The organism is Mesorhizobium sp. ArgA1 (assembly GCF_053714375.1).
Genome location: NZ_JBSKBQ010000009.1, coordinates 210,876 through 234,200 on the forward strand (window position 1 = coordinate 210,876; position 23,325 = coordinate 234,200).

A 23,325-nucleotide genomic window follows, 5' to 3' on the forward strand; every position below is an offset into this window, starting at 1 on the left:
GATCCGGAAGGCAGATCGTCTGCCTTCCGGTTTCTCTTTCCAGGGATGGTCCAATGGCGTCGCAGGAAGTTCTTCGCGAGGAGCCGAGCCGAGGTTCCTTCATCAACGATCCAAAAGTCCGCGGGATTTTTTTCCAGGCGGTGGTTGTCATCTTGCTGGTGGCGGGCGTCTGGTGGATCGTCCACAACGTTATCGAGAATCTGCAGCGCCTGCATATCGCTTCCGGGTTCAGCTTCCTGAAAAACCGCGCCGGGTTCGACATCCCAGTCAGGCCAATCGCTTATACCTCGGACTCGACCTATGGCGATGCCATCATTGTCGGGCTGATCAACACCATCATCGTCGCCGTTGCCGGCATCGTCACCGCGACCATCATCGGCTTTGTCGTCGGTATCGGCCGCTTGTCGCGAAACTGGCTGATTCGCAAGATCTGCACCGTTTATGTTGAGGTGTTCCGCAATATCCCGCCGCTGCTGGTGATTTTCTTCTGGTATTCGGGCGTGCTGGCGGTGCTGCCGGCGCCTCGCGACAGTTTCAATTTGCCGTTCGGCTCTTTCCTCAACCAGCGCGGTTTCTATTTTCCACGGGCGATCTGGGGCGAAGGTTCCTGGCTGATCTTCGTCGCTTTGCTTGTCGGCATCGCCATGGCGTGGTTCGTAGCCCGCACGGCGCGCCAGCGGCAAATGGCGACCGGCCAGCAATTCCCGGTGTTGTGGACTTCGCTGGCGCTGATCGTCGGCCTGCCATTGCTGGCCTACGCACTGAGCGGCTTTCCGCTGAGCTTCGATTTTCCCAAACAATCGACCTTCAACCTGACCGGCGGCTTCCAGATCGGACCCGAGTTCCTGTCGCTCTATCTGGCGCTGTCATTCTACACGGCTTCCTTCATTGCCGAGATCGTGCGCGCCGGCATCCTCGGCGTCAGCAAGGGCCAGACCGAGGCCGCTGGCGCGCTTGGGCTGCGGCCGGGATCGATCCTGCGGCTTGTCGTCGTTCCTCAGGCCATGCGCATCGTCATCCCGCCGCTGACCAGTCAGTATCTCAACCTGACCAAGAACTCGTCACTGGCCATTGCCATCGGCTACCCGGACCTGACGGCAATCGCCGGCACTGTGCTGAACCAGACCGGCCAGGCGGTCGAGGGCGTGCTGATCATGATGGTCGTCTACCTCATAATCAGCCTGGTGACCTCGGCAGTCATGAATGTGGTCAACGCCAGGATGGCGCTGGTGGAGAGGTAAGGCCATGCAGGAACATGATACCTCCTGGGTACGCACCGAAATGGCACTGGCGCAACAGGCGCCGGCCGGAGTGCGGGGGCCTTTGGCCTGGGTTCGCAAGAACCTGGTCGGTTCGGTGGGCGACGTTATCCTGACTGTACTGGCAATTGCGCTGGTGGTGATGATCGTGCCGCCCATCATCAATTGGGCCTTCATCAACGCCCAATGGGTGGGGCCGGATCGCACGGTATGTGCCACGGCAGCGCAAGGCGGCATCCAGCCGGACGGCTGGTCCGGCGCCTGCTGGGCCTTCGTCAACGCCAAGTTCGGTCAGTTGATGCTTGGCCGTTATCCGATCGAAGAACGCTGGCGGCCGATCCTGGTCGCCATCCTGTTCGTGGCGCTGCTGGTGCCGCTGCTGATCCCACGCGTGCCGCGCAAGGGATTGAACGCCATTCTTCTGTTCCTGGTGCTGCCGATCGTCGCCTTCGTGCTGCTGGTTGGCGGTATGTTTGGCCTGCCCCATGTCGAGACGCAGCTGTGGGGTGGGTTGCTGGTGACGCTCAGCCTGTCCTTTGTCGGTATTGCCGTGTCGCTGCCGATGGGGATCGTGCTGGCGCTCGGCCGACGCTCCAAGATGCCGATCGTCAAGACGCTGTGCGTGATCTTCATCGAGTTCGTTCGCGGCATCCCGCTGATCACAGTTCTATTCTTCGCCAGCGTCATGCTGCCGCTGTTCCTGCCTGCGGGCGTTTCCTTCGACAAATACCTCCGGGCGTTGATCGGTGTGTCGTTGTTTGCCGCTGCCTACATGGCCGAAGTGATACGCGGTGGTCTGCAGGCGATCCCCAAGGGTCAGTACGAGGGCGCGGATTCACTTGGCCTCGGCTACTGGCAGAAGATGACGCTGATCGTACTGCCGCAAGCGCTGAAGCTGGTCATTCCCGGCATCGTCAACACCTTCATAGGCATGTTCAAGGACACCAGCCTGGTGATCATCATCTCGATGTTCGACCTGCTTGGCGTCGTCAAGCAGAACTTCGCGGACGCCAATTGGGCGACGCCGCAGACCGCGAGATCTGGCCTCATCTTCGCAGCCTTCGTCTTCTGGCTGTTCTGCTTCGGCATGTCGCGCTATTCGATGTACACGGAACGCCGGCTCGACACCGGCCACAAACGCTAAGAACAAAAAGGGGAACCTGCCATGGCCATAGAAAACGCCGTCAGCGCCGAAGAGATCAAGGTCGACGCCAAGAAGATGCACATCTCGGCTACCGATGTCGCCATCGACATCATCGGCATGCACAAATGGTATGGCGAGTTCCATGTGCTGAAGGACATCAACCTGAAGGTGATGCGTGGCGAGCGCATCGTCATCTGCGGTCCTTCTGGCTCCGGCAAGTCGACCATGATCCGCTGCATCAACCGGCTGGAGGAACACCAGAAGGGAAAGATCATCGTCGACGGCAAGGAACTGACCAACGATCTCAAAAAGATCGACGAGGTGCGCCGCGAGGTCGGCATGGTGTTCCAGCACTTCAACCTGTTCCCGCACCTGACCATCCTGGAGAACTGCACGCTGGCGCCGATCTGGGTGCGCAAGACGCCGAAGAAGCAGGCCGAGGAAATCGCCATGCATTTCCTCAAGCGCGTGAAAATCCCGGAGCAGGCCAACAAATATCCGGGCCAGCTGTCGGGCGGCCAGCAGCAGCGCGTGGCGATCGCGCGTTCGCTGTGCATGAACCCGCGCATCATGCTGTTCGACGAGCCGACCTCGGCGCTTGATCCCGAAATGATCAAGGAAGTGCTGGAGACGATGGTGGGCCTTGCCGAGGAAGGCATGACCATGCTGTGCGTCACCCACGAGATGGGCTTTGCCCGCAAGGTCGCCAACCGGGTGATCTTCATGGATCAGGGCCAGATCGTCGAACAGAACACGCCGGCCGAGTTCTTCGACCATCCGCGCCATGAGCGCACGAAGCTCTTCTTGTCACAGATCCTGCACTGAGCATTTTCATCCAAACCAGAAGAGCCCGGCCGCAATGCGGCCGGGCTTTTTTGCTATCTGGCGCCGGACGATGACGTCGGGACACCGCAAAGCCGCCACCGCATGAGAAAAGCCCTGCGTTTCCTGGCCATGCTGGTTGTCGCGGTCGTGCTCGCCGCAACACTCGGCACTTTGGTGCCGCGCCCGCTCTGGCCGGCGGCGGCTGCGGGTGAGGGCACGCGCCACATTCTGGTGCTGAAGAACCCGATCCACACCGACATCGCCATTCCCGTCGATGATGCCGTGCGCCAGCGTTTTCGTTTTCTGGTCGATGCCGGCATCCCGGCGGACGCTCCCGAGGTGCGCTACATCGTCTTTGGCTGGGGTGGCCGCGCCTTCTATCTGGAGACGCCGAGCTGGTCTGAGCTGAAAGCAGTGCCAGTGCTCAAAGCGCTGACCCTGGATGCCTCGGTCATGCATGTAGATATCGCGGGCGCCATCGCCGAACCGCACCCAGATGTCACCGGCTTCGACATTGATGAGAAGCGTTTTGCGGCACTGCTCGATTACATCGACGCGAGTTTCCAGCAAGGGCCGAACGGTCCGGTCGTCATCGAGAATGCAGCCTATTCCAGCTTCGATCGCTTCTACGAGGCGAACGGCCATTTCAACGCACTGGTCGGCTGCAACACCTGGACAGCGGCGGGCCTGCGCACCGCCGGCCTGCGCACCGGCTGGTGGAACCCGCTACCGGCCTCGCTCGGCCTGTCGATGCGGTTGTATAACTAGCTGAAAACGATAGACATCCCGGCGACGTCTAGCGCCGGATGATTTTCTGCGGCTCCCAGCCGTAGAGCCAGTCGAGATCGGCCGCGAGCTTTTCGGGCGAGCGCATGGACAGGAACAGGTTGCGGGCGGCAGCCACCGGGCCCCAGGCATGCCAGGCCAGGCGGTTGACGGCGCCGCGACGTGCGGCTTTGGCGACCCGCGGCCGCCGCAGGTTTTCCCAGATCTGAAGACTCCTCGCCGGATCGGCAGGGAAATCGGCGATGACGTCAGCCAGCGTCACGGCATCTTCGATCGCCATGGCCGCACCTTGTGCCGCGAACGGCGTCATCGCATGCGCGGCGTCGCCGATCAGGGCGATGCCTTGCGGGCTCGTCCACCGCGTTTGTTCGACGGTATGGATCGGAAACGCCGTCCAGGGGCCGGCCAGCGCCACAAGCTTCGCCAGGCCCGGCGCTGTGCCGCGCGTGGCGCCGTCGAGAACAGCTGGGTCGGCACGGCCCGACCAGCCTTCGGCAATACGCTCGCCCTTGGTGAAGGCTGCGAGATTGAAGGCGCGACCTTCGCTGACGGGATAGGCGACCATGTGGAAGCCGGGATGCAAGAACGTGGTGACGCAGTCGGTGGCGGCGATGGTGGCAAAGGCTTCTCCGGCGGCACCCTCGGCCGCAACTGTTGCTCGCCAAGCGAGTTCGCCCGAGAAACGGCTTTTGCCGAAAGCCGGTTCCTTACTCGTAAGCTGCGCCCTAACCGATGACCAGACGCCATCGGCGCCGACCAGCAGCCGGCCGCGCGCCTCGATCGCGCGGCCATCCGCCTCGGCGGTCACCGCAACATCTTGCGCGTTGACGGCGATACCTGTGACCCGCGCGCCGGTGACGAGCTCAATCCCAGGCTGTTCTGCGACTTGCGCCAGCAGTGCCGCCTGCAGATCGGCGCGGTGGGCGACAAGATACGGCGCCTGCCAGCGCGCTTCGGCCGCTTGCCCAAGTGGCACCCGCGCCAGTTCGCGCAGCGTCGCCGCGTCCTTCAGCACCACCGCTTCCGGCCGCAACGCCGTCGGCAGCAGCCGGTCGAGCACGCCGAGTTTTCGAAGAATGCCTGTTGCGTTGGGCGAAAGCTGGATGCCGGCGCCGGCCGCTTCGAGCCGCGACGCCTGTTCCAACAGTTTTATCGGATAACCGCGTCCGGCGAAGGCGAGGGCTGCCGTCAACCCGGCGACGCCGGCCCCGGCGATTATGACCTGCCGGGACCTGACGTCTTCCATCGCGCTTTGCCGCGGAAGATCAGGCGGCCTGGTCGATATAGAGGCAGCCGGGCGGCTCGGTTTCCGTCGCCTTCAGCTTCGCCGAATGGCGGTAGAGCGTCGAGCAATAGGGGCAGACCTTTTCATTGTCGTCGCCCATGTCGAGAAACACGTGTGGATGATCGAAGGGTGGGTTGGCACCGGTGCACATGAATTCCCTGACACCGATGTCGATCGCCGGATGGCCGGCATCGTTCTGGAAATGGGGAATGGAACCGCCTGCCATCATCGTCTCCTTAACGCAGTCTCGTCTGCATCTGGATCATAACAGCTCTGTTTGCAAGATCGATGAAATGAAACTGTCGCAAAAGGCTGGCAGAGGATAAGTTGAGCCGGTTAAGCGCATGACCCCGGAAGCCGAGCGATTCCGCGACGGATCACGCGTCACAAATTGATGTTAGAGCGTCCGTGGCCATCTCGGCATATGCGGTGCTCCCAAAGGAACGGTTGCAGGCAGGAAACCATGAATGAACTGAAGCCGGTGCAGAGCGAATTCATCAATGTCGAGGTGGCGAGCCCGGAGGGCGGCAACCCCGACCGTTTCGTCAATCGCGAATTCTCCTGGCTGCAGTTCAACCGGCGCGTTCTCGAGGAATCGCAGAACGAGCACCACCCGCTGCTCGAGCGTGTCCGTTTCCTGTCGATCTCGGCCGCCAATCTCGATGAATTCTTCATGGTCCGCGTCGCTGGTCTTGCCGGCCAGGTGCGCGAAGGCATTGCGCTGAAGAGCCCCGACGGGCGCACGCCCGAGCAGCAACTCGAACAGCTTTTGCGCGAGGTCGAGCGGCTGCAGGAGGACCAGCAGAACAGCCTGTCGGCGCTGATGCTGCTGCTCAACAAGGAAGGTATTGAGAGCATCACCCGCGATGCACTGACCAAGGATGAGAAGGTCTGGCTGGAGGACCATTTCCAGGACCAGGTATTCCCGGTGCTGACCCCGCTGTCGATCGACCCGGCGCATCCCTTCCCGTTCATTCCCAATCTCGGCTTCTCGATGGCATTGCAATTGCGTCACCGCAAGAATGGCGAGGAGATGAGCGCGCTTCTGCGCCTGCCGGTGGCGCTGAAGCGCTTCATCCGCCTGCCCGACCGCAAGCAGCACGTTCGCTTCATTCCGCTCGAGGAGGCGGTCGGCCTCTATATCGGCAAGCTGTTCCCCGGCTATGAGGTCAAGGGCTCCGGCACCTTCCGCATCATCCGGGACAGCGATATCGAGGTCGAGGAGGAGTCCGAGGACCTTGTGCGCCTGTTCGAGACGGCGCTGAAGCGCCGCCGCCGCGGTTCGGTCATCCGCATCGAATTCGACAAGCTGATGCCCGGCGAGTTGCGCGATTTCGTTGCCGGCGAGCTTGGCGTCTCTTCGAGCCGCATCAGCGTTTTGACCGGCCCGCTGGCGCTCAGCCAGATTTCCGAGATCGTCGCCGTGCCGCGCGACGACCTCAAGTTCAGGCCCTACAATCCGCGCTTTCCCGAGCGCATCCGCGAGCATGGCGGCGATTGTTTCGCGGCCATCCGCGAGAAGGACATCGTCGTCCACCACCCCTACGAATCCTTCGACGTGGTGGTGCAGTTCCTGCGCCAGGCGATGGCCGATCCGGAAGTGGTGGCGATCAAGCAGACGCTCTACCGCACCTCCAACGACAGCCCGATCGTGCGCGCGCTGGTCGATGCCGCCGAGGCCGGCAAGTCGGTGACCGCCCTGGTTGAGCTCAAGGCGCGCTTCGACGAGGAAGCCAACATCCGCTGGGCGCGCGATCTCGAGCGCGCCGGCGTTCAGGTCGTGTTTGGCTTCCTCGAACTGAAGACGCACGCGAAAATGTCGCTGGTGGTGCGGCGGGAAGACGGCAAGCTGCGCAACTATGTGCATCTGGGCACCGGCAACTATCATCCGGTCACCGCGCGCATCTACACCGACCTGTCCTTCTTCACCACCGATCCGACGATTGCCCGCGACGTCGCCCAGTTGTTCAACTTCATCACCGGTTATGCCGAGCCGACCGACGAGATGCGGATCGCGATCTCGCCGTTTACGCTGCGCAGCCGCATCCTGAAGCACATTGCCGATGAGATCGCCTATGCCCTGGCTGGCCGGCCGGCGCGCATCTGGATGAAGATGAATGCGCTCGTCGATCCCAACATCATCGACGCGCTCTATGACGCCAGCCGCGCCGGCGTCGAGGTCGACCTCGTCGTGCGCGGCATCTGCTGCCTGCGGCCGCAGGTGCCGGGCCTGTCGGAAAACATCAGGGTCAAGTCGATCGTCGGCCGTTTCCTCGAACACAGTCGCATCTACTGCTTCGGCAACGGCCATGGCCTGCCCTCAGACGAGGCGATCGTCTACATCTCCTCGGCCGACCTGATGCCGCGCAATCTCGACCGCCGCGTCGAGACCATGGTGCCGATCACCAATCCAACTGTGCATGAACAGATACTTGGCCAGATCATGCTGGGCAACATCATGGACAACCAGCAAAGTTTCGACGTATTGGCTGACGGAACCTCCCGGCGCGTGGTGCTGGAGGAGGGTGAGGAACCGTTCAACGCGCAGGAATATTTCATGACCAATCCTAGCCTGTCCGGACGGGGCGATGCGCTGAAGTCGCATGCGCCCAAGCGCATCGCGCAGTTCAAGCGCCGCAAGAAAAACGCTGCAGCGTCCGGCTGATGATTGCAACTTCCCAGGGCCGGCTTCAGGATCGCCGACCGCTGTCCGTCATCGACATCGGCTCGAACTCGATCCGCCTTGTCATCTATGAAGGCCTGGCGCGTTCGCCGACCACGCTGTTCAACGAAAAGATGCTGGCCGGCCTCGGCCGCGGCATCGTTTCGACCGGCAAGCTCGATCCCGAGGCGGTAACGCGCTCGATGGAGGAGTTTCGGCGGTTCCGCGCCCTTTCGGATCAAGTCGGCGCCGAGCATATATATGTGCTGGCCACCGCCGCCGCTCGCGAGGCGGTCAACGGCCCCGACTTCATTCACCGCGCCGAAGACGTGCTCAAGACCGAGATCCGGGTGCTGAGCGGCCGCCAGGAAGCCCACTATTCGGCGCTCGGCGTCATTTCCGGCTTCCACCCGGCCAACGGCATTGCCGGCGACCTTGGCGGCGGCAGCCTCGAACTGATCGACGTCAACGGTGAGGCGATCGGCGACGGCATCACGCTGCCGCTCGGCGGCCTGCGCCTGCAGGACATGGCGAAGAACTCGCTTGCCCAGGCGGCAAAGATCACGCGCGAGGAACTGGCGCGGGCGAAGCTCTTGAAGGGCGGGCAGGGCAGGGCCTTCTATGCGGTCGGCGGCACCTGGCGAAATCTCGCCCGGCTGCACATGGAAATGAGCAACTATCCGCTCGGTGTCATGCACCACTACGAAATCAGCGCCGACAGTGCGGCGAACTTCCTCAAGCAGGTCGCGAAAGCCGAGATCGAGAAGGTCAGGGGGATCGAGGGCGTCTCCAAGAACCGCCGCTCGTTGCTGCCCTATGGCGCCATCGTGCTCCAGGAAATCATGGCGGCGATGCAACCGTCGAAGATCATCGTCTCGGCGCTCGGCGTGCGCGAGGGCTTTCTCTATTCGCTGCTGGGTGCGGCCGAGCAGAAGGCCGATCCGCTGATCTCGGCTTCGGAAGAGTTGGCCCAGCTGCGCTCGCGCTCGGTCACCCATGCCCATGAGCTTGTCGAATGGACGGGCAAGGCCTTTGCCGCTTTCGGCATCGACGAGACCGAGGACGAGGCGCGTTATCGCCATGCCGCCTGCCTGCTTGCCGATATCGGCTGGCGCGCGCACCCGGAATATCGCGGCAAGCAGTCGCTCAACATCATCGCCCACGCCTCCTTCATCGGCGTAGACCATCCCGGTCGCGCCTTCCTGGCGCTGGTCGGCCTGTTCCGCCACGAGGGTGTGTTCAACGAGGCAGCCCCGGAAATTCGCGGACTGGCGACGCCGCGCTATCTGGAGCGGGCCCGCACCCTGGCGGCGATGCTGCGCGTCGTCTACCTGCTGACCGCCGCAATGCCTGGCGTCATGCCGCGGTTGAAATGGGAAAACCGCGGTAACGGCGCGCTGGCGCTGGTGCTGCCGGCAGCACTTTCCGACCTTTACGGCGAGCGCCCGGCCGGACGCCTGGCGCAACTGGCGCGGATCACCAACCGCCGGCTGGTGCTGGCGGTCGAGGGTGGACCCAGCGTGTCGGTGAAGTAATCTTCAGGCGCGGCCAGCAGCAATTCGCCCGTCGATCGACCAGGCGCCGGCGCCAGCCATGGCCAACGCCAGAAAGCCGCCGGCAATGGCTATATCCTTCATCAGCATCTGCTGGTGCATGAAGGCGAGCATTGGATCGTCGCCGCCCTGGCCGTAATGGCCGATTGAACCCGCGACGATGCAGAAAGCGGCAAGCAGCAGCGCGACCAGCGGTGTCTGAAAGCCGACCAGGATCAAGAGGCCGGCGATCAGTTCGAACAAGCCCGTGCCCCAGGCGGCCAGCGCCGGCAGTGGCAGGCCGAGGCCTGAGAAGTAGCCGGTCGTGCCGGCAATGTCGGCAAGCGCATGGTAGCCGGAAGGAACGAACAGGGCGGCGAGCAGCAGCCTGGAAAGCAGAAGCAATACGTCGCGGGGCATGCCGTACCTCCGATGCCGAAGGGCAGGGCCGGGTGGCTCTGTCCCTCCTCCGTACGTCCCGATCCTAGCAGAAATGCAGGTAATTCGGGATGCGTGGTAGACAGATAACGAAAAAGCGGCGCGGAAAATTCCGCGCCGCCTTCTTGTTCCAGCTATTTCGAGACGGTTCAGCCGCGCTTGGCGTCGATCGAATAGGCGCCGGCGCCCGAGGAGGCCAGCACGAGGAAACCGCCGGTAATGGCGAGGTTCTTGAGGAAGTTGATCATCTGCATCTGATCGGCCCAGTTCATATGGGCAACTAGACCGGTGGCTACGGTGAAGATGGCCAGCACCCAGGCGACGATCCGCGTCTGGAAGCCGACGAGGATGGCGAGACCGCCGACGAGTTCGATCAGGCCGACGACAATGGCCGTCACGGTCGGCAGCGGCAGGCCGAGGCTGCCGAAGTAACCAGCGGTGCCGGCGATCGCGGTGAGCTTGCCGAAACCGGAAAGCAGGAAGATGGCGGCGAGCAGGACGCGGCCGAGCAGGATGGTGGTGGAGCTGTTGGACGCGGTGCCGGCGCCTGCGGTGGAAGAGCTGATGGTCATGGCGGTACTCCAGATAGGGTTGAATGACCCATCAAGTAGAGTAAGCCGACTGTTCACCAAAGCCGTCTATCGGGCGACACATTGTTCACAGTGCGCACATTTTGGTGATCGGGCTGCGGACGCGAAATTCATGTCGGGCAATGGCGAAGTGGGAGCAAATTCTCCCGCCACCAAATCTCTGGCATCTGGCGACGCAGCTCCTCAAGGGGAAGCGCTACGCACTTCCCCGGAATCGCTTATCCTGGATGGGTCATGTCCTCCGGCCGCACCAGCCGGTCGTAATCGGCCTCGCTGACCAGCCCGGTCGCCAGCGCTTCCTCGCGCAAGGTGGTGCCTTTCTTGTGCGCGGTCTTCGCGATCTTGGCGGCATTGTCGTAGCCGATGGTCGGCGCCAGCGCCGTTACCAGCATAAGTGAGCGGTCGAGTGCCGCCTTGATGTTGTCCTCCCGCGCCTCGATGCCGACGACGCAATTGTCGGTGAAGGAGATCGAGGCGTCAGCGAGCAGCTGCACCGACTGTAGGAAATTGTAGGCCATCAGCGGGTTGTAGACGTTGAGCTCGAAATGGCCCTGGCTGCCGGCGAAGGTCAGCGAGGCGTTGTTGCCGAAGACCTGCACGCAGACCTGCGTCATCGCCTCGCATTGGGTCGGATTGACCTTGCCCGGCATGATCGAGGAGCCCGGCTCGTTTTCCGGCAGCGACAGTTCGCCGAGGCCCGAGCGCGGGCCGGATCCGAGGAAGCGGATGTCGTTGGCGATCTTGAAGAGTGCTGCGGCGGCCGCGTTGATCGCGCCATGCGAGAACACCATGGAATCGTGGGCTGCAAGTGCTTCGAACTTGTTCGGCGCGGTCACGAAGGCGATGCCGGTGATGGCGGCGATGCGGTCGGCCACCTTTTCGGCAAAGCCGACCGGCGCATTGAGACCGGTGCCGACTGCGGTGCCGCCCTGCGCCAACTCCTGCAAGCCGGGCAGGGTCATCTCGATGCGCTTGATCGAGGATGCCACCTGCGCGGCGTAGCCCGAAAATTCCTGACCCAGCGTGAGGGGAGTCGCGTCCTGCGTGTGGGTGCGGCCGATCTTGATGATATGGTTGAAGGCGCGGGCCTTGGCGTCGAGCGCCTTGTGCAAGTGATGCAGCGCCGGGATCAAATCGTGCACGATACGCTCGGCGCAGGCGATATGCATGGCCGTCGGATAGGTGTCGTTCGACGACTGGCTCATATTGACGTGGTCGTTGGGGTGCACCGGCTTCTTCGAGCCCATGACGCCGCCGAGCAGTTCGATCGCCCGGTTGGAGATCACCTCATTGGCGTTCATGTTGGACTGCGTGCCCGAGCCGGTCTGCCAGACCACCAGCGGGAAATGGTCGTTGAGCTTGCCGTCGATGACCTCTTGCGCGGCCTCGATGATGGCTTTGCCGACCGAGGGATCGAGCCGCTTCAGCTCCATATTGGCTTCCGAAGCCGCCCGCTTGACGATGCCCAGCGCGCGCACGATCGAGGCCGGTTGCTTTTCCCAGCCAATCTTGAAATTGCCGAGGGAACGTTGCGCCTGCGCGCCCCAATAACGGTCGGCGGCAACCTCGATGGGGCCGAACGTGTCGGTTTCGGTTCTGGTCTTGGCAGCGGTCACGGGTCTCTCCGACGATCGAATTCGGCAACGGCGTATCGCGTTGCACAATGGCCTTCAAGCGGAGATTGCGGCAGTTAGGGATGCAAATCGGTTAGATGGCCGCAGGCATGGCACCACGAATGTCGCAAACATTGCTCGATCTTCAGACGGACGTCGGATTGGGGCTTTGGTCAAGCGTCGCGGGTTGAGGAGAGCCGAACATCAGCCGGCCGTATAGCCGCCGTCTACGGCAAAAATGCCACCGCTGGTCCAGGCCGCCTCGTCGCTGGCGAGGTAGACCGCGATGCCGGCAAGGTCATTGGTCTGGCCGATACGGCCGAGCGGATAGCTGCGCTGGACATAGGTCTTGAGCTCCGCCTGCGCCGCCGCCGACAGGTTTTCGATCGACTTGCGCCGCATGGCGGTGTCGACCGTGCCGGGCGCGATCGCATTGACCCTGATGCCGTGCGGTCCGAGCTCGAAGGCCAACGATTTGGTCAGCGAATTCAGCGCGCCCTTGGACAGGGAATACAGGCTCGACGGCCGGTTCGGGATCATCTTGTTGGCGAAGTAGGACGAGATGTTGATGACCGATGTGCTCGCCCCGAAATGCGGCAGCAGCCGCTGGGTAAGGAAGAACGCCGCCGTTACATTGAGCGCGAAGGATTGCTGGAACTGGTCTTCGGTGACGGTCTCGAACGACACGAGATAGGCGACGCCGGCATTGTTGACGAGGATGTCGAGCGGCCGTTCGGATTGCTGCACATGCGCGACGACGGCATCAATACCAGCGCTGGTGGCGAGGTCGGCCGACAGCGTTTCGATCGTGGCGCCACCGATGGCCGTCGCGGCAAGCGCGTTTCGCGCCGCCTCCAGCCTGCCGGTATCGCGACCGACGATCAAGACATCGGCGCCTTCGCGCGCAAACGCCTCCGAGATCGCCAGACCAATCCCGTCCGAACCGCCGGTGACCAGCGCCCGCTTGCCAGAAAGTCTCATCGAAGGCCAAGTCTCATCGAAGGCCAAGTCTCATGGAAGGCCAAGTCTCATCGAACGATCCCGCTGGTCACGCCGCCAGCTCCGGCACAGCACCGCATGCCGGCCGCCGCAGTCAAGCCATCAGCCTATCACACAGTATGAACTTCGGCTGGCTGCGTGCCGATCATTACCGCAGCAGCGATTGCGACGTCGGCGAGAGGCGCAAGGTTTCGGTCCGCCTAGTCATATCGACCGCTTGGCGAAACGCTTGCCATCGTGGCGAAGCCGCAAGCGCTGCTTCCTGGCGGGCATGCGCTTCGATACTGTCGAAACCTCTGACGGCGATGAAGACATTTTCGCCCAGGCGCACGGGCAGGCGGGGAAAGCTGTTTTCGGTGTGTTCGGTGATGAAGGCGCCGAGCAATCTTCCGCCGGCGGTGGTAAGGATCGGAACGACATCCGTTTCGAAGCTGCCGGCGAATTCGGCCTCGGCGCCAGGCCGCAGATGATGAATCTGGATGACAACGATGCCGCTCAAGCGATTGTCCGCGCTTGGCTTTCCATGCTCCAGCCGACCGCGTTGCAAGCCCGACAGGTCGAGCCCGGCGCCTGGCCATGCCGGCTTCAAGAGCAGCACATCGTCGGAATCGATCATCGTCGCATTGGCGGCATCGCGGTGCGCCGCCCACACCGGCCCGTCATAGAAGGCGATGAGCGCCTCCTTCCGCGCGGCCATGTCGTCGAAACCGCGCAGCCAGACGAACATGTCGGGCCGGTCGAGGTCGCGAAACTGGCCGATGATGGTCATCCCGGCATCTTCCTGGCCTTCGATGAACCGACGGTCGAAAATGTCGATCAGCGTCTCGCGCCGGCCGGGTTTCAGCGTGTATTGCCGCAACTCGACGACCGCTGAGGCGCGCAGACTGGCTGTTGCAGGCACATTCAGGGGCACGGTCATGGTGTCGTCTCCAAAACAGGATGATCATCCGGTTTATAAAACAGACCGGTTGTCCTGTTTTGTCAATCTGCTATCGTTCGCAAATGTCAGCAGAGATTGCTCAGGTCCCAAAAGGGCCACCGCGAAAACGCACCAACGATCCCGAAGGCCTGCGCAACAAGGTGCTCGATGTCGCCGAAGCGTCGTTCCAGGCGCGCGGCTATCACGCCTCCCCCCTTGGCGAACTGATGGCTACCGCCGGTGTCACCGGCGGCGCGCTGCATCACCATTTCCCGACCAAGAAGGCGCTCGCCTTGGCGGTGATCGAGGAGCGGGTGGCTGCCGCCCTCGACGAGACCTGGATCACGCCCGTACGAGCGGCGGGCTCGGCGCGCCAAGGCGTGCGAGCGGTGTTCGAAGGTGTGGCGGCTGAGCTGGAGCAGCAAGGTTTCGTGCGCGGCTGCCCGCTCAACAATCTTGCGCATGAATTGTCGCTCGCCGATCCGGATTTCCGCCTCGCTTTGGCCGGTATCTTTGCAGCGTGGCGTCGGGCGATCGCCGACAAGGTGCGCGCCGACCAGCAGGCGGGAAGAGAGCGGGACACTGATCCCGAGCGCTTTGCGGCACTCGCCATCGCTGCCTATTCCGGCGCCATGTCGATGGCCAAGACGTCGCAGGATGCGAGCGTGTTGCGCGATTGCCTGGCCGAGCTTGAGGCCAGCCCAACGCCGCCATTCCCCGGCGGACCGAAGCGACGTCGCAGGATCCTCCTGCGGCCGGGAAAACCTTGAGGCGGAAGGCCGCTTCCTAGTTGGCAAGCGGCTTGATCGTCTCGTAACCATTCACCGATTCAGCGCTGGTGCCTTCATCGTAGCGCCGGGCGAGAGCCGCTTTCAGGTCTGGCGCATAGAGCGCGGTGAATGTGTCCAGCGTCTCGCCGGCTCCGTTCTTGAACGTCTCCTTGACGGCCAGTACGTTGTATTTGCAGCCGCCGACGCTGAACGTCTCCTTGCCCTTGACGATCAGGCTCAGCGTCTTGGTGCTCTTCGGCTGCTTGTTCGGCGACAGCTCGACGAATTCAATCGTGCTCTTTGCCCCCGTCTTCAGCGGAAACAGTTTTCGCAGATCGGAAAACGGGATCGTCGCTACCCGTCCGGTATCGCTGTCGCGAAACACTTCGACCAGGCCGGCGAAGAGGAACTGGGTCTGCGGCGATTGCGATTGGTAGGTGTTAGCGACGGAGATCATGCCGCCGGCCACCGGCCGAAACTCGCTGCGGATGCCGGGCATTTCGAGCACGAAGCCGGCCTTGGCCGATCTTGCGTCGATGCAATCGGCGGCATGCACCACACCCGCCGGCAGCAAGCCAGCCAGCACCATGCCTATCGAAGCAACTTTCATGACATCCTCCTCCGCCCGCGCACTGAGCACCGGAGCGGAAAAACTGCCAGAGCTACAATGCTATGTCGACCTGCTACGCGGGGCAACTGGACGGCAGGGCGCCGGCTGTGCTGAAACTCAGACCATGAATCGCATCTCGACCCGGCGCAATTTCCTCGCACAGGCAGCCGGCCTTGCCATGGCTGGCCTGTTGCCGCGCGCCGCTATCGGCCAGACCGGAAAGCGCATCCAGCCGATCGACGCCACCTTCCTGTTCATCGCCGATGTCCATGCCTGTCGCATGGCGAGCGGCCTGAGCCCCAATTGCCTGCAGGAAGGCAAGACCGACGCCGCGCTGTTGCGCAATGTCGCGGCTCTCAATGGCTTGGCCGACCGGCAATGGCCGACCGAGATCGACGGCGTTGCCACAGGCTTGCGTTCGGCCGGCAGCCGCATCGGTGCACCGCTCGGCCTCGTCGTCGGCGGCGACATCACCGACGATGGCGGCGGCCAGATCACCGAGCCAAGCGAAGGCACGCAGCTTTTGCAGTTCAGCCAGCGCTACAGCCAGGGCGTCGGCCCGGATCGCGTGCACATGCCGGTCTATGTCGGGCTCGGCAATCACGATCTGGACCAGAATGGCTCGCCACCGCATGTCGACTGGTACCGGCGTGAATTGCGCGATTATGTCGAGGTCAACCACCGCCCCGGCGTGTTCTTCAAGCCGCCGGTGCCGGCCACCGAATACGATGTCGACACCGACTGTTATTCCTGGGACTGGGGTGGCCTGCATCTCATCCAGACGCATCGCTTTGCCGGCGACACCGGCCATGGCGCGGTGAGCAGCCTGCCGTGGCTGAAGCAGGATCTGGCGACCTACGCCGCCGACGGCCGTCCGGTCATCCTGTTCCAGCACTATGGCTGGGACACATTTTCGGTCGAACGCTGGGATCCCGCCAAGCGCACGTTTGACGATGACGGCTCAGGCGCGCCGCATTGGTGGAGCGAGGCCGACCGGCAGGCGCTGCTGGCGGCGCTGAGGGGCTACAATGTCATCGCCATCTTCCATGGCCACCAGCATGAAGTGCCGATGATCTACAACAGCGATGGTCTCGACCTGTTCAAGCCGAAGGCCGCCTATATGGGTGGCTTCGCGCTGGCGAGGGTAACCGGCGAGGCCATGGACGTGGTGCTGGGCGAGGCCACCGGTGACCATGGCGAGGTCAACTTCACCAACGCCTTCAGCAAGAAGCTGACCTTCTGACGACTCTCAAGAAAAAGGCGGCCTTGAGCCGCCTTCTTCGTTGCCTGCATGGGCTCGGATCAGAGTGCCTTCCTGACCTTTTCCTTCACGTCGCCATAGGCTTTCTGCACCTTGCCGGCGATCTTGTCGGCCGTGCCTTCGGCCTCGGTTTGCCTGTTGCCGGTCGCCCTGCCGGCAGCCTGCTTGACCGAGCCTTTGAGCTGTTTGGCCACGCCAGCGACCTGATCCTTGTTCACCATCTTGGCATCTCCTGGGATTTCATTTGCAGGAGGCAAACGGGCAGGCGTGGCTTAGGTTCCCCGTGCGGCCGGTCATCGTCGCATTGGTCGCTTATATGGTCGCCGAAACACTTTGCCGCCGTCTCATCGTGTGGCTAGTGTGACGAAAATTTTGGGGAGACCGTCTTGGCCGAATTTACGCTCATCATCGCCAATAAGTGCTTTTCGTCGTGGTCGCTCAGGCCATGGGTGGCGATGAAGCATCTGGAGATCCCGTTCGAGGAAAGTTTTGTGCGCCTGCGCACGCCCGAGACCTTTGCCAATCTGGCGAAAGTGTCGCCAACCGGCCTCGTGCCGATCCTGAATCACAATGGCAGGATCGTCTGGGAAACCCTTGCCATTCTTGAATATCTGGCCGACCTGTTTCCGCAGAAAAAGCTCTGGCCCGAGGATATCGGCGCCCGTGCCTTGGCCCGCTCGGTGGCGACCGAGATGCATTCCGGCTTTCGTGAGGTGCGCTATGGCTGGCCGATGAATTTGCGCCGGCCAAAGGGGCATAAGCCGCTCGACGCCGAAGGCGAGCTCCAGCGGGCGCGGATCGAAACGATCTGGCGCCAGTGCCGGGAACAATACGGCAAGGGCGGTCCGTTCCTGTTCGGTCATTTCACCGCGGCAGATGCCATGTACGCGCCGGTCGTCACCCGGTTCGACACCTATGGCGGCGAACTGGCGCCGGATACACGCGCCTATGTCGACGCGGTGCTGGCAACGCCCGCAATGCGGCATTGGTATGCGGAAGCGGCGAAGGAGACGTGGCCGGAACCCGGCCCGGACGAATAGGTCGACGGACGGTCGACTGACGACACCCCTTGGGGAGGGACCGATGGCCAGCAATGACGGATCGAGTAAAACCAAGGCGCCATCAATCTTCCATTGCCGGCTGATCCCGCCTCGGCCGGACTTCGCCTTCACCATGACGGAGGAGGAGAGGGAGCTGATGGGCCGGCATGCCGACTATCTGCGTGGCAAGCTGCGCGAGGGCGCCATGATTTTGGCTGGTCCCGTCGCCGACCCGGCCGGCCCCTGGGGGCTGCTGATCCTGCGTGTCGGGAGCGAAGCCGAGGCGAGGGCGGTGACCGACGGCGATCCGGTGTCGGGCTCGGGCCGCGGTTTCCACTACGAGATCCTGCCGTTGATCAGCGCGATCCTGTAGGCCGCCAGAGCAATTCCAGGAAAAGTGTGAGCAGTTTTCCGTTCGGAAATTGCGAAAAAATGATGCGATAAACCCGGAACATACAAGAACGCCTCTCGCACCGTTTAATGTGCGGGAGGCGTCCTTTTGCCAGCATTCTTGAGATTTCTCTCCAAATTGCTGACACCATAGAAATGCGCCGGCTTGGAATTGGTTCCAGGCCTGATGCATTTTTTTTACGCCCGCCTTCCGCGGCGGCAGCTGGCCAGTTGAGGCCTCATGCGCCCGGCACCCCAGGTTGAATTCGATCTGCGGGAAAACCAGAAATTGACTCGGCATCAAAAGACGTCTACAAAGAATACGTCGATATTTGTTTGACCGACTTTTGTTATCCGCGCACACATGCGCGCCTTTGACGAACTTCCCCATCAAAAATCGAGACAAACGCTGTTGTGCAGTCGCACAATGGCGAACGAATATTTGCCAGGGAAAGGGTTCTTCATGGCCACCGGCACAGTGAAATGGTTCAACGCCACCAAAGGTTTTGGTTTTATTCAGCCTGACGACGGCTCCGCCGACGTTTTCGTCCACATCTCGGCCGTAGAGCGCGCCGGCATGCGTGACATCGTCGAGGGCCAGAAGCTCGGCTACGAGATGACCCGCGACAACAAGTCGGGCAAGATGTCCGCCGATCAGTTGAAGGCGGCCTGATACGAAATCGGCCTTCCGGTGACCACGGATGTACTGGCACCAACGAAAGGCTGAGAGAAGTGCCTTGCGCAATCCAACTGGATGCGCGGCGCTTTCCATGGAAGGTCAGGCGGTGCCTGGCCTTTTTCATTTTGCGTGTCATGCCGCGAAAAGTGCGCTGCACGCCGGCCGGAACGTGCTAAGGGACGCTCCAGCAATCTGAACCGCCCGTATTGCCCGATGCCGTATTGCTTTGGTTGTGTCCGAAGACCGGTCTCGCTCTATCGGCACCAGGCTCCCGACAGGAGAAAGTTTTGACCACTCAATCGAAGGCCGCCGACCAGGCCGTGTCGCTGTTCAGCAAGACGCAAACCCAATCGATGTCGCTCAACCGCATCCTGTCCGAGCGCGATGCCGTCAGCGAGGCGCGCGAAGCCAAGACCGCGCGCTTGCGCGAACTGCGCAAGGAAAAGGAAGCCGACGAGATGGCAGCGGCGGCGGCCCTTGCGGCGTTGCCGAAGCGGGCAGGCAAACGCTGATGGCTACCAAGCGCGTACCGCCTAAGCCGATCGATGCCGATTCGACCATTGCGTCCATGGTCGAAGGCCTGGACAAGCCGGTCGAATATGTCCGCCGCGTGCTGGAAAAGCTCGAGCGCTGCAAGCGCGCGCATGGCGATGCCCAGGTGCGCGTCGGCGTGCGCGGCCGCGCCGAGGCCCCGAACTACCTGATCGAATATGTCCGTGAGGACAAGAAGACCCAGGAGCGGATGACCTACCAGGATGCCGCGTATAGCGGCAGCACGCATCGCGAACTGGCGCCGCATCACATCGCCGAGGCGAGGAACTGGTCGCCCGAGGAAATGAACATCACGGCGGTCTCGGCGCTGATCGGCCGCTTGCGCAATCCGCGCGCACCATCATCGCGTTTTTCCGACGAGGACTGACATGGCCATAAAGTTTTCCGCCAAAGACCAGCCGGCAGGACCGGCTGCCGCCGCAAAGCCGGCCAAGCCCGCTGCCGCGCCGAAGGCCGCTGAACCGTCGGCGACCGATCTGTTCGAGGCGCCGGCCGCCACACCATCGCGCAAGGCGGGCAAGAAGAAATAGCGCCTTGCCACGAGATGCCGGTTATCCCTCGATCGCGCCCGCCGGCCTGGCTGACGCTCCGGACGTTTTGTCCGGCGATAAAGAAGCCGGAGCAGTCGCAATTTTCGATTGCCAGAGTTGCGGCGCCTGCTGTTCCTATTCGGCCGAATGGCCGCGCTTCTCGACCGAGGACGATGCGCAGCTCGATCGGATTCCGGAAAAGTTCGTGGCGGCCAACCTGTCCGGCATGCGTTGCGAGGGCGTGCGCTGTACGGCGCTGACCGGCGAGATCGGCAAGCATACGGCCTGCGGGATTTACGAGATCCGCCCCGACGTCTGCCGCGCCTGCATGCCCGGCGGCGATGATTGCCTGACGGCGCGCAAGGCGCACGGGATGGCGCTAACCGATCTCCCCCCTTGAGGGGGAGATGGCCGCGAAGCGGCCAGAGGGGGTCGTCTCGCTTGAAGCGCTGACGTCTTCTCATCGCGCAGGGGACGCTGGCACTTCGTGCGAGACGACCCCCTTTGTGGCCTTCGGCGACATCTCCCCTCAAGGGGGGAGATTACTCTCACCGCCGCTTGCCTCACCTCACGCCTCCCGATACGTTCCACGCCGGGCAGGGCGTTGGAGGATCCATGAGCATCGAATTCCTGTTGACGTCGCTGATCGTCGTGGCTTCGCCCGGCACCGGCGTTCTCTACACGCTGAGCGCCGGGCTTTCGCGCGGGGTGCGCGCCTCGATCATTGCCGCTTTCGGCTGCACGCTCGGCATCATCCCGCACATGGCCGCCGCCATCACCGGTCTGGCGGCGCTGCTGCACACAAGTGCTGTCGCCTTCGAGACCCTGAAGTATCTTGGCGTCGCCTATCTCCTCTACATGGCCTGGAACACGCTGAAGGAGAAGGGCGGCTTGAGCGTCGATGAAAGCGTAGCACCCCGCTCGGCAGCCAAGGTCATCACCTCCGGCATCCTGATCAACATCCTCAACCCGAAACTGTCGATCTTCTTCTTTGCCTTCCTGCCGCAATTCGTCAGCACCACCGAACCGAACGCATTCGCCAAGATGCTCGAACTCTCGAGCGTCTTCATGCTGCTGACCTTCGTCGTCTTCGCCGGTTACGGCATCTTCGCCGCCTCGATCCGCAGCCATGTCGTGTCGCGGCCGATGGTGCTGACCTGGATGCGCCGCACGTTCGCCGGCGCCTTCGTAATGCTCGGCGCCAAGCTGGCGCTGGCGGACAGGTAGAACTGCCAGCCCCTCGGCCTAAAGCGCCTGGCGCCTTGGACGGTTTTCTGTCTCAAGCTTTCATCGCATCGACAACCGCGCGCAGTCCGGCCGACATGTTCCGGCGGCTGGGATAGTAGAGATGGAACCAATCTTCGGGAGGACACCATTCGTCAAGGCAGCGCACCAGCCTGCCGTCGACTATGTCACGCTGGGCGCGGTTCTCCCAGACATAGGCCAGCGCGACACCCGATAGCGCCGCATGTACCATCAAGTCATGGTCGTCGAGCGAAATCGGGCCACTCGGGTAGAAGGCGATGGCCTCGCCCTCCAGCTCGAATTCCCAGGCGTAGCGCATGCCGTTTGGATACATGTTCTGCACGCAGACATGGTCACCGAGATCGCGCGGCGTCATTGGGATGTCGCGGTTGCGGAAATAGTTTGGCGAGCCGATTACGGCGAAGCGCATTCGCGGCTTGATCTTTACGGCGATCATGCCGTCCCCTAGGCTTTCACCAAGCCGGATGCCGGCATCGAAACCCTCCTCGACGATATCGACCAGCCTGTCGGTGGCCACGATTTCGACTTCGAGATTGGGGTTATCCGTGATGAGCGGGCCGATAATGTGCCCCAGCACGAAAGGCGCGATGGAATTCGGGATGTTGATGCGGACCTTGCCAAAGGGCGTGTCGCGGAATTGGTTCAGTGCGTCGAGCGCCGCGCCGATATCCCCAAACGCCGGCGCCAGCCGGGCCTGCAACATCGCCCCCGCATCGGTCAGCGACACGCTGCGCGTCGTGCGGTTGAGCAGACGGATACCAACGCGCTCCTCAAGATTGCTCACGGCATGGCTGATCGCCGACGCGGTCACGCCACGCTCTTCGGCCGCACGGCGAAAACTGCTGTGCCGTGCCACCGCATCGAAGGCGGCTAGTTCGGAGAGGTCGGTTGTGCGCATTGATGATTGTCACTCAGGAGTGTCAAAAGGATTACCACTCTAATAGAAGCAATTGAATTGCGCCATCTTCTCCGGGTCGCCGCAGGAACCACTGAGCGGCCCAAGGTCCAAAGGAGAGACAAATGGCTGACTTCCCGATCCCCGCCAAAAACACTGCTTCGGTTTTTGCCAATATGCGCGGCCATCACGTGGCGCTGCGGGTCACCGACTATGAGATTGCCAAGAGCTGGTATGTCGACAAGCTCGACTTCCGTGTGGTTCACGAATGGCCGTTCGCCGACGAGAAACTCGCCTATCTTGCGCCGGCCAATGACGATCATTTCATGATCGAACTGCTGGGCGGCGGCGATCCGCTGCCAATCGATACGCCGGCCTACAAGGATCTCGGCGATAGCCTGCGCTATTCCGGCTACCACCATTTCTGCATGAATGTCGCCGACATTGAAGGCACCGTGGCTGAACTGCGCAAGCGCGGCGTCACCATCGTCACCGAGCCGTTCAAGCTCGACGACATCAGCCGCAAGCTGGCCTTCTTCGCCGATCCCTTCGGCAATCTGATTGAACTCGCTGAGATCGTCTGAAACACACCGCAACGAAAAAGGGCGGCATCGCTGCCGCCCTTTGCGTATGCGTAAGCCAGATAGGCTGGATTAGAAATCCATACCACCCATGCCACCCATGCCGCCGCCGCCCATGCCGCCAGGCATGCCGCCGCCAGCCGACTCCTTCTTCGGAGCCTCCGCGATCATGGCTTCCGTGGTGACGAGCAGGCCGGCGACCGAAGCCGCGTCCTGGAGAGCCGTGCGAACGACCTTGACCGGGTCGACGATGCCCATTGCGATCATGTCGCCATACTCGCCCGTCTGGGCGTTGTAGCCGTAGGTCGCGCCCTTGTTGTCGAGGATCTTGCCGGCAACGATCGAAGCTTCAGCACCGGCGTTCGAGGCGATCTGGCGGGCCGGAGCCTGCAGCGCACGACGAACGATGTTGATGCCGGCAGTCTGGTCGGCATTGACGCCGTTGGCCTTGATGTTGGCCGAAGCGCGCAGCAGCGCGACGCCGCCGCCTGCAACGATGCCTTCTTCCACGGCCGCGCGGGTCGCGTTGAGGGCGTCATCGACGCGATCCTTCTTTTCCTTGACTTCGACTTCCGTCGCACCGCCGACGCGGATCACCGCAACGCCGCCCGCCAGCTTGGCCAGACGTTCCTGCAGCTTCTCCTTGTCGTAGTCCGACGTGGTCTCTTCGATCTGCTGCTTGATCTGGGCAACGCGGCC

28 protein-coding genes are annotated in these 23,325 nt (G+C 62.5%); 17 read left to right on the forward strand and 11 right to left on the reverse strand.

Translation table 11 applies throughout. The features are described 5' to 3' along the window. Nucleotides 1-53: 53 nt before the first annotated feature. From ACWGTI_RS20625 to ACWGTI_RS20640, 4 genes are all read left to right on the forward strand, one after another. Entirely contained in the window at nt 54-1,241 is a 1,188-nt protein-coding gene (locus tag ACWGTI_RS20625) for an amino acid ABC transporter permease (RefSeq protein ID WP_454588805.1), read from the forward strand. 4 nt (nt 1,242-1,245) lie between these two features. After that, nucleotides 1,246-2,403: an amino acid ABC transporter permease gene (locus ACWGTI_RS20630; RefSeq protein ID WP_352590239.1), complete on the forward strand. Its 1,158-nt coding sequence runs from the start codon at nt 1,246-1,248 to the stop codon at nt 2,401-2,403. Nucleotides 2,404-2,424: 21 nt separating this feature from the next. Beyond that, complete coding sequence (locus ACWGTI_RS20635; protein WP_454577905.1) at nt 2,425-3,228, forward strand: amino acid ABC transporter ATP-binding protein; 804 nt, start codon at nt 2,425-2,427, stop codon at nt 3,226-3,228. A gap of 102 nt (nt 3,229-3,330) precedes the next feature. Continuing rightward, nucleotides 3,331-3,996: a TIGR02117 family protein gene (locus ACWGTI_RS20640; protein WP_454588806.1), complete on the forward strand. Its 666-nt coding sequence runs from the start codon at nt 3,331-3,333 to the stop codon at nt 3,994-3,996. A 28-nt stretch (nt 3,997-4,024) separates the two neighbouring features. On the opposite strand, the gene ACWGTI_RS20645 is transcribed toward ACWGTI_RS20640, so the two are convergent. Both ACWGTI_RS20645 and ACWGTI_RS20650 read right to left on the reverse strand, forming a co-directional pair. Then, a complete protein-coding gene (locus ACWGTI_RS20645) occupies nt 4,025-5,260 on the reverse strand; it encodes an FAD-dependent monooxygenase (RefSeq protein ID WP_454588807.1) in 1,236 nt (411 codons plus the stop codon). A gap of 19 nt (nt 5,261-5,279) precedes the next feature. After that, on the reverse strand, nt 5,280-5,525 hold the full coding sequence (locus ACWGTI_RS20650; protein ID WP_454588808.1) for a zinc-finger domain-containing protein: 246 nt from the start codon (nt 5,523-5,525) through the stop codon (nt 5,280-5,282). A gap of 237 nt (nt 5,526-5,762) precedes the next feature. Here ACWGTI_RS20650 and ACWGTI_RS20655 point away from each other — a divergent pair, with 237 nt between their 5' ends. Further along, nucleotides 5,763-7,964, forward strand: a complete 2,202-nt coding sequence (locus ACWGTI_RS20655; RefSeq protein ID WP_454588809.1) for an RNA degradosome polyphosphate kinase — start codon at nt 5,763-5,765, stop codon at nt 7,962-7,964. Then, entirely contained in the window at nt 7,964-9,496 is a 1,533-nt protein-coding gene (ppx, locus tag ACWGTI_RS20660; RefSeq protein ID WP_454588810.1) for an exopolyphosphatase, read from the forward strand. Before ACWGTI_RS20655 ends, ppx begins: the two co-directional genes overlap by 1 nt. A gap of 3 nt (nt 9,497-9,499) precedes the next feature. Here ppx and ACWGTI_RS20665 read toward each other — a convergent pair whose 3' ends face one another. From ACWGTI_RS20665 to ACWGTI_RS20685, 5 genes are all read right to left on the reverse strand, one after another. Beyond that, on the reverse strand, nt 9,500-9,913 hold the full coding sequence (locus ACWGTI_RS20665; RefSeq protein WP_454588811.1) for a DoxX family protein: 414 nt from the start codon (nt 9,911-9,913) through the stop codon (nt 9,500-9,502). A gap of 167 nt (nt 9,914-10,080) precedes the next feature. Further along, a complete protein-coding gene (locus ACWGTI_RS20670) occupies nt 10,081-10,503 on the reverse strand; it encodes a DoxX family protein (RefSeq protein WP_454588812.1) in 423 nt (140 codons plus the stop codon). Between the two features lie 236 nt (nt 10,504-10,739). Next, nucleotides 10,740-12,137, reverse strand: coding sequence for a class II fumarate hydratase (gene fumC / locus ACWGTI_RS20675; RefSeq protein ID WP_454588813.1), 1,398 nt, complete (start codon nt 12,135-12,137; stop codon nt 10,740-10,742). A gap of 201 nt (nt 12,138-12,338) precedes the next feature. After that, nucleotides 12,339-13,115 carry an SDR family NAD(P)-dependent oxidoreductase gene (locus tag ACWGTI_RS20680; protein WP_454588814.1) on the reverse strand — a complete coding sequence of 259 codons (777 nt, stop codon included), beginning with the start codon at nt 13,113-13,115 and terminating at the stop codon, nt 12,339-12,341. Between the two features lie 166 nt (nt 13,116-13,281). Beyond that, nucleotides 13,282-14,052, reverse strand: a complete 771-nt coding sequence (locus tag ACWGTI_RS20685) for an NIPSNAP family protein (protein WP_454588815.1) — start codon at nt 14,050-14,052, stop codon at nt 13,282-13,284. 83 nt (nt 14,053-14,135) lie between these two features. Here ACWGTI_RS20685 and ACWGTI_RS20690 point away from each other — a divergent pair, with 83 nt between their 5' ends. Next, nucleotides 14,136-14,822: a TetR/AcrR family transcriptional regulator gene (locus ACWGTI_RS20690; protein WP_454588816.1), complete on the forward strand. Its 687-nt coding sequence runs from the start codon at nt 14,136-14,138 to the stop codon at nt 14,820-14,822. Between the two features lie 16 nt (nt 14,823-14,838). On the opposite strand, the gene ACWGTI_RS20695 is transcribed toward ACWGTI_RS20690, so the two are convergent. Next, nucleotides 14,839-15,432, reverse strand: coding sequence for a hypothetical protein (locus ACWGTI_RS20695; RefSeq protein WP_454588817.1), 594 nt, complete (start codon nt 15,430-15,432; stop codon nt 14,839-14,841). A gap of 124 nt (nt 15,433-15,556) precedes the next feature. Here ACWGTI_RS20695 and ACWGTI_RS20700 point away from each other — a divergent pair, with 124 nt between their 5' ends. Next, the gene (locus tag ACWGTI_RS20700) at nt 15,557-16,675 is read left to right on the forward strand and encodes a metallophosphoesterase (protein ID WP_454588818.1); all 1,119 of its coding nucleotides are present in this window, start codon (nt 15,557-15,559) and stop codon (nt 16,673-16,675) included. Between the two features lie 59 nt (nt 16,676-16,734). On the opposite strand, the gene ACWGTI_RS20705 is transcribed toward ACWGTI_RS20700, so the two are convergent. Next, complete coding sequence (locus tag ACWGTI_RS20705; protein WP_454588819.1) at nt 16,735-16,914, reverse strand: CsbD family protein; 180 nt, start codon at nt 16,912-16,914, stop codon at nt 16,735-16,737. A 165-nt stretch (nt 16,915-17,079) separates the two neighbouring features. Between ACWGTI_RS20705 and ACWGTI_RS20710 the strand changes: the two genes are divergently transcribed. The 8 genes from ACWGTI_RS20710 to ACWGTI_RS20745 all read left to right on the forward strand — a co-directional run bounded on the left by ACWGTI_RS20710 (nt 17,080) and on the right by ACWGTI_RS20745 (nt 21,111). After that, nucleotides 17,080-17,733, forward strand: a complete 654-nt coding sequence (locus ACWGTI_RS20710) for a glutathione S-transferase family protein (RefSeq protein ID WP_454588820.1) — start codon at nt 17,080-17,082, stop codon at nt 17,731-17,733. A gap of 43 nt (nt 17,734-17,776) precedes the next feature. Continuing rightward, nucleotides 17,777-18,106, forward strand: coding sequence for a YciI family protein (locus tag ACWGTI_RS20715; protein WP_454588821.1), 330 nt, complete (start codon nt 17,777-17,779; stop codon nt 18,104-18,106). Between the two features lie 480 nt (nt 18,107-18,586). Next, on the forward strand, nt 18,587-18,796 hold the full coding sequence (locus ACWGTI_RS20720; protein ID WP_023671502.1) for a cold-shock protein: 210 nt from the start codon (nt 18,587-18,589) through the stop codon (nt 18,794-18,796). A 293-nt stretch (nt 18,797-19,089) separates the two neighbouring features. Then, entirely contained in the window at nt 19,090-19,314 is a 225-nt protein-coding gene (locus ACWGTI_RS20725) for a hypothetical protein (protein ID WP_454588822.1), read from the forward strand. Beyond that, nucleotides 19,314-19,721 (forward strand): hypothetical protein, encoded by a 408-nt coding sequence (locus ACWGTI_RS20730; protein ID WP_454577888.1) that lies wholly within the window; start codon nt 19,314-19,316, stop codon nt 19,719-19,721. Before ACWGTI_RS20725 ends, ACWGTI_RS20730 begins: the two co-directional genes overlap by 1 nt. Before the next feature lies 1 nt (nt 19,722). After that, the gene (locus tag ACWGTI_RS20735; protein ID WP_454588823.1) at nt 19,723-19,884 is read left to right on the forward strand and encodes a hypothetical protein; all 162 of its coding nucleotides are present in this window, start codon (nt 19,723-19,725) and stop codon (nt 19,882-19,884) included. Nucleotides 19,885-19,930: 46 nt separating this feature from the next. Then, a complete protein-coding gene (locus ACWGTI_RS20740; RefSeq protein WP_454588843.1) occupies nt 19,931-20,284 on the forward strand; it encodes a YkgJ family cysteine cluster protein in 354 nt (117 codons plus the stop codon). A 215-nt stretch (nt 20,285-20,499) separates the two neighbouring features. Further along, on the forward strand, nt 20,500-21,111 hold the full coding sequence (locus tag ACWGTI_RS20745; RefSeq protein WP_454588824.1) for a LysE family translocator: 612 nt from the start codon (nt 20,500-20,502) through the stop codon (nt 21,109-21,111). 52 nt (nt 21,112-21,163) lie between these two features. Here the strand turns inward: ACWGTI_RS20745 and ACWGTI_RS20750 are convergent, their stop codons facing one another. Further along, complete coding sequence (locus ACWGTI_RS20750) at nt 21,164-22,048, reverse strand: LysR family transcriptional regulator (RefSeq protein ID WP_454588825.1); 885 nt, start codon at nt 22,046-22,048, stop codon at nt 21,164-21,166. Nucleotides 22,049-22,170: 122 nt separating this feature from the next. Here ACWGTI_RS20750 and ACWGTI_RS20755 point away from each other — a divergent pair, with 122 nt between their 5' ends. After that, entirely contained in the window at nt 22,171-22,629 is a 459-nt protein-coding gene (locus ACWGTI_RS20755; RefSeq protein WP_454588826.1) for a VOC family protein, read from the forward strand. Between the two features lie 69 nt (nt 22,630-22,698). Here the strand turns inward: ACWGTI_RS20755 and ACWGTI_RS20760 are convergent. Next, the coding region (locus ACWGTI_RS20760) for a TCP-1/cpn60 chaperonin family protein (protein ID WP_454588827.1) at nt 22,699-23,325 on the reverse strand (627 nt) is incomplete at its 5' end.